Origin of the sequence: Sinorhizobium kostiense, from assembly GCF_017874595.1 — a bacterium.
Classification (GTDB): domain Bacteria; phylum Pseudomonadota; class Alphaproteobacteria; order Rhizobiales; family Rhizobiaceae; genus Sinorhizobium; species Sinorhizobium kostiense.
This window is the reverse complement of the sequence record NZ_JAGILA010000003.1, coordinates 537,706-550,860: the sequence shown is the minus strand read 5'-3', so window position 1 is coordinate 550,860 and position 13,155 is coordinate 537,706. Positions and strand designations below refer to the sequence as shown.

Below are 13,155 nucleotides of genomic sequence, written 5' to 3'. Positions count from 1 at the left end.
GATGGTTGCCGACGCCGAGCAGCCGGTCGGCCGCATCGACATCCTGCCGGCCGACGAGCGCCGCTATCTGCTGGAGGAGCTGAACCGGACGGAAGTGGACTATCCGTCGGAGCTTTGCGTCCATGAGCTGTTCGAAGCGCAGGTGCGCCGGGCGCCGGACGCAGTGGCGGTGGTCTTCGAGGATGAAGAGCTGAGCTATGGCGCGCTCAACGCCCAGGCCAACCGGCTGGCCCATCATCTGATCGGGCTTGGGGTCAAACCGGACCAGCCGGTGGCGATCTGCCTCGAGCGCAGCCCGGCGATGGTGGTGGGACTGCTGGCGATCCTGAAAGCGGGCGGTGCCTATGTGCCGCTCGACCCGGCCTATCCGTGCGCGCGGCTCAACCAGGTGCTCGACGATGCCGCACCGCGGCTGCTGCTGTGCGATGCCGCCGGCCGCGAGGCGCTGGGCGCCGAGGCCATCGCAAGCCTGAGCGTGGTCGATCTCGACACCGCCACCCCCGCCTGGGCCGACCAGTCCGCTGACGATCCCGACCCGCATTCCCTCGGCCTGAACTCCCGGCATCTCGCCTATGTCATCTACACCTCCGGCTCCACCGGAACGCCTAAGGGCGTCATGGTCGAGCATCGAAGTCTGGTGAACCATTCGATCTGGCACGCGAATCACTTCCAGCTTGCGGCCCACGACGTTTTCTTGCAGCGAACCTCCATCTCTTTTGATGCCGCCGGTTGGGAGCTATGGACCGCCTTGTCGATTGGCGCACATTCAATTCTTCCTTTTCTCGACGGGCAATTAGATATCCGAACAATCCTGGGCCTACTAAGCAGGCGCCGAGTGACGGTTTTGCAAGTGGTTCCGTCGCTTCTTTCAGCATTGCTTGAGGCCACTGACGTTGGGAAAAAAGGAATTGAGAATTTACGATACGTGTTCTGTGGCGGAGAGCTCATAACAAGCGAGTTAGCCAATAAATGGCTGCAACTCGCAGGACGCGGACTTGTTAACCTCTATGGGCCTACCGAGGCAACAATCGACGCGACATCTTGGATTCATCCCGCTGGGTTTAAAGCGGCGATTGTCCCGATCGGGCGTCCGATATCGAACACGCGGGCGTACCTGCTCGACGATCATGGTCAACCCGTTCCGTTCGGGGCGGTGGGCGAGCTTTATATCGGCGGGGCAGGGGTAGCGCGCGGCTACCTCAACCGCCAGGCGCTGACGGCCGAGCGGTTCCTGGCCGATCCGTTCAGCGGCGAGGCGGATGGTCGCATGTACCGCACCGGCGACCTGGCCCGCTATCTGCCGGACGGCAATCTCGAGTTTCTGGGCCGCAACGACGAGCAGGTGAAGATCCGCGGCTTCCGCATCGAGCCGGGCGAGATCGCCGCCCGGCTCTGCGAGCACGCGCTTGTCGCCGATGCGGCCGTCGTGGCGCGCGCGGATGCGACCGGCGACAAGCGGCTCGTCGCCTATGTGGTCGCGAAGACGACGGACGGGTCGGACGAGCCCGATGGCGCCGAGCTTGCGGCGGCGTTGCGCGCCCATCTCGGTGGCCTGCTGCCGGACTACATGGTGCCGGCCGCCTTTGTGCGGCTGGACGCACTGCCGCTGACGCCGAACGGCAAGCTCGATCGCAAGGCGCTGCCGGTTCCCGACGACGATGCCTATGCGCGGCGGGGCTATGAAGCGCCGCAGGGCGCGGTCGAGACGCTGCTGGCGGCGATCTGGGAAGAGCTGCTCGGCATCGAGCGGGTCGGCCGTCACGACAACTTCTTCGAACTCGGCGGCCATTCGCTGCTGGTGGTGCAGCTGCTCAGTCAAGCGCTCCATCTTGGCCTGAAGTTTAGCACCGCCGATATCTTCCAAGCTCCTGTTCTAAAGGATCTGGCGTCAAAGGTTGATTTGGAGGTACAGGCCAACAAGCTGGGGGCGCTCTGCGTTCGCGCAAAGGGATTGCAGCCGCCGCTCTTCTTTGTTCCTACGGGTTTGGGTGACTGTTCCTATGTAGCTAAGTTGGTAATGGACATGGACGTGGATTGTCCCGTCTATGCATTGCCATGGCCGTTTTTTGATGAAGGTGGTGCACCGGCACTTGAAAAAATAGCCGCGGAGGTAATCCTGGCGATCAAAGAAATCCAGCGGCAAGGACCGTATCGCCTTGCTGGTTACTCTTCAGGCGCAATCCTGGCTTATGCAATTGCCGAGCGCCTCCTGAGTCTCCATCAAACCGTGTCATTCATGGGCTTCATTGATGTTACGCTACCTGTAAATCAATCAGGCGCACAGTCCCCCCAAGTGGCACGAGAAGCGGTGCAGGAAGCTCTCGAAGCCGTGGACGATGAGACACTCCAAGTCGACGCTTCTATGTATGAGAGAATCGTACGGTTCCAACGGGCGGTGCAGTCGTATCAAATTCCACCCCTGCCAATCGAAATACATCAGTTTTATGCCTCTGAGCCTGTCGTCAGTCGCTGTGCACGAGTTGAAAAAAATGCCAAAGGTCAAGAGGCAAGCTCGCCCATGCGGGGTTGGGAACAGATAGTAGGTGCGGAGCGTGTTCATGCCACTCCGATCCCAGGCGGCCACATGACGATGATGAGTGTTCCGGAAAATCGCCGAGTTCTGGCCCGATGGCTATCAACTGCCTTAAACCGCTCACCAACAACGCCTGCAATTGCAAGTAAACAGGCCCGATGAGGCTAGCTGGCCGTGATGGGAGTCGCAAGCGATCGCGGCGCGTCGAGCCGGCGTCTCCCAGCGGGAACTTTCCTTGCTTTCGCTGGGAAAGCGCGAGGCCCGCCAGTGGCAGTGTAGGCGCAAGGCCAGGAGGATAACAGAGACAAGAAAGGTGACCGCAATCGCCCGTGCGCTCCGTACAGCGCCGAAACCATCTGACAGCCGGCCGCAACGCGGAACGAAACCAATGCGCCCAGCTCCAGAAGCAGCAACAGGACTCCGAAACCCGCCTTGCTGAGAGCAAAGCGGGCTATAACGGCTGGTGTGCGAGACGCCCTGTCCCCTTGGGACGCCGTTAAAGGCAAATGCAAAGACGCTGCGCCTGGGATTTTTCACCCGGGGCAGGTCTCATATAAGGTCATATGGAGGCTTGGCCGGAACATCGGGCCCGGTCGGCGCCGATAGAGTTCTGAAGATTTCAAACTGCCGCCCAACCTTCTTGTTGCCGAATGCACTTAGCGGAGGCATGGAGCTTAGAGGTTACCTGGTTCAGACCTGCGTTATCGAAGGCGCACAATTTACCATCCTTCAAATCGACTTCGTTCGTCGCACTTCCAGCCAGTATTCCCTCCAAACAGTAAACAGACCGGCGCCGACCACGATCACCGCGCCGGCTAGCATGTTCCACGTCACAGTCTCACCAAAAAAGACCGTCGCAACAGCACCGCTCAAAACGAGGTGGACGTATGTGAGAGGTTGAACCTCAACGGCACTGAGCAGTCCATACGCCTTGATGAGAAAATATTGGCTAAGCGCCCCGCAAACACACAGCGCGGTCATTGCGGGCCAATCGGCCATATGTATAGGTGTCCAGTAGAATGGCCCGACGAACGTTATGGCCACGGCTCCCGGGACCCCTGCATACAAGACGCTTGTCACGGCGGAGTCGTCCCGACTGACCGCGCGGGTGGCGATGGAATACATGGCATATATAAGACTAGCAGCTATAGGAAACAGCAGGCGCATATCGAAATGAGCGTTAACAGGGTTTAGAAGCACTAGAACGCCAAGCAAGCCAATGACCACAGGAATGGCACGACGCCGACCCACCGTTTCGCCGAGTATTGGCACCGACAGTATGGTAACCACCAGAGGTGTTGCTCCAAGTATCGCCTGACTCATGGCCAGCCCAGCAGTCGTGAAGGCGAGGATGACCACAACGATCTGGCTCACCAGGAGAAAACCTCGGAATGTCTGCAGAATTGGACGTTGAGTGAATAAGGCGCCACGCAGCCCTACTGGAGAGGATGCTGCAAGAACCGTCACAAACAGCGCAAACGCCCAAAGTCGCATCATTGTCACCATGACCGGTGGATACTTCTCACCAAGTAACTTGGAAAAACCATCCCGGGCAGCGAAAAGTGTCACGGCCAACAGGACATAAACATAGCCCGACGCTTTATTGTTCATGGTTGAGCTTACTTGGTTGATTGAGTTGCCTCGTGACCTTCAGGCCCGCGCGCAGCCAGACATTTGATGAGCTTGGCGGCGATATGACCGGGGTGGCATCAGTATCTATATCCAAAACGGCGATCCTGGCCCCATGCTCCACAAAAGGATTCAGCTCTGGAGCGGCCAACGCCGCGCTTGCTCATCCGTGCCAATGACATCCAAATCTCCCCCTTTGGTCCGCGCTGGTTGTGGATGCTTCTCGGTCGCGCAGATCCAGGGAACGATTGCTGGCCGAGATCGAGTTTGGCCGTGTCTGCCGGCAAGCAGCCCAGCCGTTTCTCAACAGATGATTTCAAATTTCATGCCAATTGGACGAAGGCGCTAAAGAATGAGCTTCATGCTTCTTTTCAGCTACTTAATCAAACATCCAAACAAGCTGGTTGAACAAGGCTCATGTCGCCAAATCGGCAAAGGCGACAGAATTGTCGGATAGCGATCGAGCTCAGCGAGCCCGAAACGAACCCGCCTACCACTACCGGCTCCCATGCAGCTCGGGTGGCGATACGGCATCCACGAACTTGCTTCCCTTGAGGGGAGATGGCGTCCCGAACGCCTGAAGCACCAGGCGGCCCGATCCAAGGCGACATGGTGCATCGCTGTCTGCGGCGGCGCGAGGGCAAGGCGAAGGTCGAGTACCCGACACCGGAATTGCAGGCGGTCCCCGATGAGTCGCTGGGCGTGCCACTGTTTCAGGAGTCGGCCATGAATGTGGCGATTGTCTGTGGGGGTTCACGGGCGGCGAAGCGGACCAGCTCCGAAATCCATGGCGACCTTCAATCACGGACACGCTTCAAGTACAATCTTGTCTCGCGGATGGTCCGGAACGGCTACTCGCCGGAGTTCGCCAAGAAGACATCCTGCCAGCTGGAAGGCTTCGGTTGAGTTACAGGTTCGTTACGCGTAGCCAACGTGGGTATCGCGGGTTCTATTCCGGTCAAAGAAGGGTAATGAGGCGAGAGGTGAATGCGCGCACCCCCAACGGAACTCATAATGCTGGACAAAAGTGTTTTGAGTAGGTAAAACGCAATTTAGGCAACATCGAGATCAAGAATGCAGACACCACTTCAAGCTCGCATCCTGGAACAGTTGCGCTTGCAGCTAAGCGACGACCTCCAGTGCGGTGATCGCATCAACGAGGCGGAAGTTGCCGATCAGTTGGGTGTGTCACGGACGCCAATTCGCCGGGTCTTGCAAAAGCTGCAGTCCGAAGGTGTACTCGATTTCGAGCCGCGCCGCGGGTTCATTCTCAAAGATCCAGCGTCGCTGCTCAATGGCGACAATCAAACCGACGAGTTGCTCGACGAACGCGTGATGCGCGACATGGCGATTGGCGAGCTCAACACTGTTTTCAGTGAACGCGCCTTGATGCAGCGTTACTCGGTTCCCAATGGCGTTCTCGCTTCAACGCTGCGGCGCCTGACGCGAGATCATCTCGTCGAGCCTTCACCCGGTCGCGGTTGGATTTTTGCCGATGTCAGTCCGCGCGCGATGGAAGACAGCTACCGGTTTCGACAAATCATCGAGCCAGCAGGCATTCTGGCCGATAGCTACAAGGTAGACGCTGCGGCGTTTCGAGATCTTGATGAAGATCATGCCGATGCAATAGAGAATGTCCATCGCATGGATCGCCGGCGGCTGTTCGATCTCGATGCTCGATTTCACAAAGTGGTAGCGCAAGGCGCCCAGACAGCAGAGCTGGTGAGTGCGATCGAGCGCCAAAACAACATTCGCCGAGTCACAGAATATATAGGATTCATCCGGATAGAACGTCTGCGCCAGTCAATGATTGAGCACAGAGGAATAATTGCTGCCCTGCTGGAAGGCAACCGCCAGTTGGCTGCCTCGTTGATGCATATTCACTTGCAGATATCCCGCGACGAAACGTTCGCCCACATGGACCATGATCTCGAGCTCCTGCGAGGAGGCAAGGTTCGGCTTTCCGAGACAGATGAGGCCGAGGACGGTGGAGGGCGCAAGACGCAATAAATAGAGTTTCCGAAAGGGTGTGCGGGAGAGATCGCCAAGCGACGCCGATGGAGCAATTCCCCAGAATCTCTCAGGCAAAAGGACCGCATAGCTGGAAAATCTGGAGAGTGGCAGCAATGCCCACCGAAGGGGATACCGCACCTGCGGGAAGCTCTCAGGTACCAAGGACAGATGGGGAATTGGCCGGGTCAGCGTGACCCTCGTACAACTGTCCTTTGGAGAACAAAATGCCCCACCTCGCAATTATTGGTGCCGGTGTTACCGGAATTACGACGGCCTATTCGCTGCTTAGCCGTGGCTACAAAGTCACGGTCTTCGATCGACACGCGTATCCCGCGATGGAGACGTCATTTGCCAATGGCGGCCAGCTGTCGGCGAGCAATGCGGAGGTGTGGAACCACTGGTCGACCCTCCTCAAAGGCGTGAAATGGATGCTTACGAAAGACGCGCCCCTTCTCATCAATCCAAAACCATCCTGGTCCAAATACTCTTGGCTGGCTGAGTTTGTTACGGCCATCCCCAACTACAAGGCCAATACTGTCAATACCGCGAGGCTTGCAATTCAGGCACGCCAGTACATGTTCGATATCGCGATGCGCGAAGGGATCGAATTCGATTTCGAACGCCGAGGCATCCTGCATTTCTATCGCGACGAAAAAAGCTACCGACACGCGAGCGAGGTAAACGCGCTTCTTAAAGCCGCTGGGCTTGATCGCCGATCTGTTACGCCGTCTGAAATCCGGACCATCGAACCGACGCTCACAGGGGACTTCTACGGCGGATTCTACACCCCGTCCGACGCGACAGGCGACATCCATAAATTTACCCGAGGCCTTGCGGATGCGTGCATCCGAAAAGGAGCGAGCTTTCAGCTGGAGGCCAACGTCATAGGCTTTCAACGGCAGCGAATCGGACTGGCGGTCCAATGGAAACCTGTCAACGCGACAGCAGAGATCGCTAGCGGTCAGCCGAATGAGCAGGCGTTCGACGGCCTGGTCATTTGCGCGGGCGTGGCAAGCCGACACTTCGCTGGCATGCTTGGTGACCGCGTCAACATTTATCCGGTGAAAGGATACTCCATCACGATTCATCTGGATGATGAGCGCAGCCAGGAGGGGGCACCCTGGGTCAGCTTGCTCGATGACGCGGCGAAGATCGTCACAAGCCGTCTTGGCAGGGACCGCTTCCGTGTGGCAGGCACGGCGGAAATCAACGGCGTGAACTACGATATCCGCGCTGATCGGATCACACCTCTTGTCCGCTGGACTCGTCACCATTTCCCGCAGGTGAACACGAGCCAGGTAGTCCCTTGGAGCGGTCTGCGCCCCATGATGCCGAACATGCTTCCGCGCGTGGGGAAAGGTCGTCAGCCACACGTCTTCTACAACACAGGTCACGGGCACCTGGGATGGACCTTGTCGTGCGCGACGGCCGAACTGTTGGGAGAGGCGGTCGCCGGCTCTTTGCAGGCTAATTGAGACCGTCGCAAGCAAGAAGGCCGGCGATCGTGCCGGCCTTCTTGCCCTCAGAACTTTGCTGGGTTCGAGAAGCGCCTGACGACGTTTTCGGTGATTCTGGCCACCTCGTTGTCATATTTATTCCAGGCCATCGAGGCCGCCCAAGCGATTGAGCCGGTCGAGAAGACCGCCCCACCTGTGGAAGTCTCGAAGAATGTCATGTCGGACCGAATGAGGTCGCTTTGGGTGCCAGACCAAGTCGGCGTCGGATCTAGGAGATCCTCCGGAGTCATCAGGTAGATATCCGTATGGACACGCGACGAGGCAACGATGAGGGCATTCGGTGGTGTGCCGAGCGCGAAGTCCGCCCTGTCGATCTCGTTGCCCGCGGCGGCGCCGCCGTTCAGACCGAAATCGCCGATGACGTCGCCAGCCACACCTTCGAAAATGAAAGCTGCCCTTGGATCTTTCGCGTGATCCGTTTTGACATATGGCGATGACAGGTCAAAACCCTGGGCGGTCATTCCGACACCGAAGACCTGCTGTGGCGCGCGACCAATTCGCCTCCACAGTCCGCCCAGCTCACCGGTGAACTGATGGTAGTAGTTGCCGGTCCCCGGTTCCCAACCGCGAATGCCGCTCTCTGAACGCCGGCACTCGATCACGCCTGGCAATTTGCTGTTGTAGGTGATCCGCCAGTAGAAGCCGTTCCCGCCCAGATACATGATCCGGCCGCCACGTTCAGAATAGTCTCGGTACGCATCGAGCATGCGGGTGCTCGTGTACTCGGGGTGACTTCCGGTGACAAGGACTTGATAGTCGGCCAGGGCTTCAACTCCATCGGCCTCAAGATCTTCGTCTGTCAGAACGTCGTAGTCCAGGCCGCGATCTTCGAAAAAACCAAGGATATGTGTGTCGGCATTGAACTGCCAGATGTTCGAACCAAGACCGCCAATAAAGCCTTGCACCTTTGGCTGGATGTCGACGACCGGACGCAGACGGGAGGAGTAGAAAACGCCGGAACCGTCTGAGTGCACCTCGTACAGAGACAGGCCGTACTGCGGGTTCTCCTGCAAGAACGAATGGTGCTTGTCGATTTGCAGGAGCTGACCAGCACCGATTTCGGTCTCGGAAACATCGAGGCCAAGGCGATGGTTGGCGTAAGCGATATAGCTTGCCGTCGGCATGACGAAGACGACGGGGCTCTTCTTGGCATTCTTGGCGGCTTTCACGCCGAAGACGACGTAATATTCGCTTGCTTCGTCATCCGAGGTCAGATGAACGGCATAGACGCCACTCTTCAAACCCTCTGGTAGGCGGAAGGTGAAGTCATTTTCCCACATCGCGTCATAGAGGTCATCATCGTGGAAGTGGACGGCACCGTAGTGCTCAGGCCGTTCATCCCACCTGTAGGTCGACCCGTCCCATGCGAAACCGGATACGGCACGGTGGGGAAGATTGAAAAGTTTGCCACACAAAGAATGCGGCCCGCAGTCGGCGAAGGTATCGTGTGCAATGTCGTGACTGAAATCCCAATCAGCGATTACGGCTTCGAGTTTCTTCGCACCTTTCAAATGGTCAGTGACGTCGTCGGGGCCAGGCTGTCCACTACAGATAAATGGAGCTTCAATCTTTCCGTTATAAAAAGAAGCGGGAGCGCCATCGGACCCGCGCTCGGCGGCGAAAAGGATTTCGCTCCAATCGACATCGATGGATTCAGATATCGTCGCTTTCGCGCAGCCGCTGTCCTCTATACCTCGAAAACGCTGCAGCGGGACCTGCTCGATTTCAAGTTCACTCGTCTCGGGACGGAATGTTCCGATAATTGCATACCATGCCTTCATGCGGCAGGCCGCTGTGGTGGTTGCATGGCCAACACGCCGGCCACCACTTACGGCCTCGAAAGTTGCGCGACCTTTCTCATCAAGACCGAGACGGAGGCCTGACTCCGAGCCCACCGACACGATCGCTTGCCTTGCAACTCCCGGCAGGGTCGGCCAGATCAACGCTGCAACCGTTACGCTGCCCGCTACCGCAAACCCAGCGGATGTCTGCACGCGGCCATATGATCCGGTAAGAATCTTCTGTTCCCGAGCCGTGAATGGCCCACCAATGTCACAGGGTACAGCGTCTTCTCTGTAACCCGGGCCGTCCGGGTTGATGTCGCCCTGAACGATGCGCTTCAGAACGGCACTGAAAGATTTCATGCCGACGGCGCTCACCTTGACATCTACCTCGTCACCTGGTCGGTAGCTGATCCTGCTCGAATATGCGGTGATCTTAAGCATTTGCGGAACCCTCCCTGTTTAATGCATCGCTGATGTCTTCGCCGGTCAGATCCCTCCACCGGCGAATGAACACGTCGCGTTCAGCTTGCAGTTGGCAGGTATATTCCACACCCTCCACCAGCGAGATTGGCTCGCCACGGCGAGCAGGAAGCCGACCGAGCGCCCATCTGCGAAACGGCTCGAGGATGACTAAGACGTATTTCCCATTGACATCTCCGCCGCGCATAACGTTCAGCACGCGCTGGAGTCCCGGGCTGTGATAGCCGATCGGTTTTTTCATAAACTCGTCGATGTATTGCTTGTCTTCCTCTTGAAGCGAGTATCTCGACATGTCGGCACCTCAAACGCTCAGCTTGAAATGGTAGGACTTTGGGCGTGTGAGATAGTCGAAGCCCAGCCGCGACAATGTCGCTCCTCGACCTGAATCCTTTACGCCGGTCCAGGCAAGCTCGGGATCGAGGTAATCGCAGCGGTTCATGAACACAGTGCCGGTTTCAAGCTGATCACCAATTGCGCGCGCTGCGTCACGATCCGAAGTCCAGATCGATGCGGTGAGCCCGTAGCGGCTGTCGTTCATAAGGCGCACCGCCTCCCGGTCGGATCTGACAGCCATCACGCCTGCCACCGGACCAAACGTTTCTTCGCTCATGATCGACATCGAATGATCGCAGTTGATAATAATCTGCGGTGCAAGATAGGCTGTGCGGCCAGTATCTGCAGCAAATTTCCTCGCATCAACGAGGGAACGCGCCCCTTGAGCTAAAGCTTTGTTGATTTGGTCGCGGACAGAGTTCGCCGCTGAGGTTTTCACCATGGGACCGAGGGTCGTGCTGTGGTCTCTCGGATCGCCGAGCTTCAGCTGCTCCGCGTAGGCGACGAGCCCATCAACCACAGTATTGAAATGCCGCTCATGCACGTAAACGCGTTCGATGCCGCAGCAGCTTTGCCCCGAGTTGAAGAAGATTCCCTCCGCTATGTTCGCGATAGCGTAATCGATGTTGGCGTCTTCGCGAACATAAGCCGGATCTTTGCCGCCTAACTCGAGTCCCGCGGAAGTGAAGGATCTCGCGAGAGCACGCTGAACGGCATGGCCTCCGGTCACGGATCCGGTGAAGCAAACATAGGCAACACGGGGATCAGCGATCATCTCAGCGACCTGGTCATGGTCAATGTGGAGATACTGGAAAACACCGTCGGGCAAGCCGGCGTAGCGGAATGCCTGATCCATCCGCTCTGCCGCCAGGGGTGTCTGGTCGGAGTGCTTCAAGACGACCACGTTTCCGGCTGCAAGTGCAGGCATTACCGCGTTGACGGCGGCAAGAAACGGATAGTTCCACGGAGCCAGAACAGCGACTATCCCGAGCGGAGCGCGCTGAATATCGCGCTCGAAGCCGTCGATCGCGGGCGGAACATGAGGGGAGAGTGCTTCTGGAGCCAGCCGCAGCATAGTCCGAGCGCGCGCCTCAAACCCGTTCACCTCGCCGCCGCTGTAGGCGATTGGACGGCCGATTTGCCTCGTGATTTCTTCGGCAATGGCTTCCTTATCGCCTACGAATGCCGCAACCGCGCGTTCGAGAAGCTCAATTCGGCGTTCCAGCGACCAGTCACGCCATGCTCTAAAGCCGTTAGCTGCCCTGGAAAGCGCTGCGTCCACCTCCCGAGCCGTGGGGCGTTCCCGCACCAGCAATACGGAACCGTCAACCGGGGTTATCGTTTCAAACGATGCCATTTTATAGACCTCTTATGTTCCCAGATCAGCAACGCTCGAACAGCCGGAGCTTTTCCCAGTCCGTCACAGCGCCTTCGAAAGCGCCGAGTTCCCAACGGCCGCAATGGAGGTAATGTCTGACGACGTCTTCTCCGAGCGCTTTCTCAAACGCGCAAGAAGCTTCGAGTTGATCAAGAGATCGATACAGCGCGCCAGGTATCCGAGGCACATTGTCTGCTTCGTAAGCGTCGCCAGCGAACGCATCCTGGAGTACCAACTCCTCCTCAATTCCCTGCAAGCCGCTGGCGATCAGTGCCGCGAATGCCAAGTATGGGTTGGCATCGGCGCCTGGAACGCGGCATTCGAACCGCAAGGACTTACCTTGGCCCAGGACGCGATAGGCGGTGGTTCGGTTGTCAACCGACCAAGCCAGCCGCGTCGGCGCAAAAGTCCCAGCGGTGAAGCGCTTATAGGAGTTGATGTTCGGAGCATAAAAGTAAGTGGCAGCCGGCGCGTGTTTGATTGCGCCGGCCAGAAACTGCTTGAAAACGTCGGACATACCGTCTTCGCGCGATGGATCGAAGAAGCCGGATGCTCCCGTTTCCAGATTGCGAAGTGAAAGGTGGATGTGGCACGAATTACCGGAAAGGGTTTCGCTCAGCTTTGCCATAAAGCTCACTGACTTACCCATCTGATAGGCAATTTCCTTGCACCCGTTCTTGTAGAGGACGAGACGATCGCAGGTTTCCAGAGCCTCGGCGTATTGGAGGTTGATTTCCTGCTGGCCCGGGCTGCACTCGGCTTTTGAACCTTCGATAGGGATATCCGCGAGCTCCATCAGGTTGCGGATCGAGCGAATGTAGGGCTCGTCTTTGGAAGTTTGGAAAATGTGGCCGTCTTCAGGATACCAGCTTGAGAACTTCAGATTGTCGTATTTCCCCGAACGGGCCTCCTCGAACGTTTGATTGAAGAGATAGAACTCGAGCTCTGCTGCCATGTCCGCGGCAAAACCGCACTTTGCCAGTCGATCGAGCTGTCGCCGAAGGACCTGGCGCGGAGAATGGTTCAAGGGCACACCGCCAGATGTCGTGACATCCGATAGAACAAGGGCGGTTTTCGGCAACCATGGTATCGCCCGCAACGTCGAGATATCCGGGACCAAAGCGAAGTCACCGTAACCTTTTGCCCAGGAGGATGACTCGTATCCGGGAACGAGCGTCATCTCCATATCGGTAGCAAGGAAATAGTCGCAGAAAAGCTGCGGCGACACATTCGTTTCAAGGAAAAAGCGGGCGGTGAGGCGTTTGCCGATGAGACGGCCCTGCATGTCGGTCATAGCAACAATGACGGTGTCAATTTCCCCCTTGGAAACCGCATCCCTCAACTCGTCGAGCGTCAACCGACCCGCGGGTGACTCCCTTCTCAGTCCCAAGGTGCCGTCGATCTCGGTCGAACGAACCGCGTCGCGGCGTGGAAAAAACTCGTAGTTCAATCTCTTCTCCTCCGAAGCAGGCCGGCCCTACAGCTGGG

At 57.7% G+C, this 13,155-nt stretch carries 8 protein-coding genes, 1 pseudogene and 1 riboswitch; of the genes and pseudogenes, 4 read left to right on the top strand and 5 right to left on the bottom strand.

The genetic code is table 11. The features are described 5' to 3' along the window. On the top strand, positions 1-2,695 hold a 2,695-nt coding region (locus J2Z31_RS15325), incomplete at its 5' end, for a non-ribosomal peptide synthetase (RefSeq protein WP_209602426.1). 567 nt (positions 2,696-3,262) lie between these two features. On the opposite strand, the gene J2Z31_RS15320 is transcribed toward J2Z31_RS15325, so the two are convergent. Then, complete coding sequence (locus tag J2Z31_RS15320; RefSeq protein ID WP_209602425.1) at positions 3,263-4,144, bottom strand: DMT family transporter; 882 nt, start codon at positions 4,142-4,144, stop codon at positions 3,263-3,265. A gap of 609 nt (positions 4,145-4,753) precedes the next feature. Between J2Z31_RS15320 and dnaE2 the strand changes: the two are divergent. From dnaE2 to J2Z31_RS15305, 3 genes and pseudogenes are all read left to right on the top strand, one after another. After that, a pseudogene (gene dnaE2 / locus J2Z31_RS15315) lies at positions 4,754-5,065 on the top strand (error-prone DNA polymerase); the annotation flags it as partial. Positions 5,066-5,236: 171 nt separating this feature from the next. Next, entirely contained in the window at positions 5,237-6,172 is a 936-nt protein-coding gene (locus J2Z31_RS15310; protein WP_028002928.1) for a GntR family transcriptional regulator, read from the top strand. A 12-nt stretch (positions 6,173-6,184) separates the two neighbouring features. Continuing rightward, a riboswitch (glycine riboswitch) is annotated at positions 6,185-6,268 on the top strand. Positions 6,269-6,399: 131 nt separating this feature from the next. Further along, positions 6,400-7,650: a D-amino acid dehydrogenase gene (locus J2Z31_RS15305; RefSeq protein WP_028002927.1), complete on the top strand. Its 1,251-nt coding sequence runs from the start codon at positions 6,400-6,402 to the stop codon at positions 7,648-7,650. Between the two features lie 47 nt (positions 7,651-7,697). Here the strand turns inward: J2Z31_RS15305 and J2Z31_RS15300 are convergent, their stop codons facing one another. Genes J2Z31_RS15300 through J2Z31_RS15285 form a run of 4 tightly spaced genes read right to left on the bottom strand, consistent with a single transcriptional unit; the run spans position 7,698 to position 13,051 of the window. Beyond that, positions 7,698-9,917, bottom strand: a complete 2,220-nt coding sequence (locus J2Z31_RS15300; protein WP_209602424.1) for a N,N-dimethylformamidase beta subunit family domain-containing protein — start codon at positions 9,915-9,917, stop codon at positions 7,698-7,700. Then, complete coding sequence (locus tag J2Z31_RS15295; RefSeq protein WP_209602423.1) at positions 9,910-10,248, bottom strand: hypothetical protein; 339 nt, start codon at positions 10,246-10,248, stop codon at positions 9,910-9,912. Before J2Z31_RS15295 ends, J2Z31_RS15300 begins: the two co-directional genes overlap by 8 nt. Positions 10,249-10,257: 9 nt before the next feature. Beyond that, entirely contained in the window at positions 10,258-11,646 is a 1,389-nt protein-coding gene (locus J2Z31_RS15290) for an aldehyde dehydrogenase family protein (RefSeq protein ID WP_028002924.1), read from the bottom strand. 25 nt (positions 11,647-11,671) lie between these two features. Continuing rightward, positions 11,672-13,051, bottom strand: coding sequence for a glutamine synthetase family protein (locus J2Z31_RS15285; protein WP_028002923.1), 1,380 nt, complete (start codon positions 13,049-13,051; stop codon positions 11,672-11,674). Positions 13,052-13,155 lie beyond the last annotated feature (104 nt).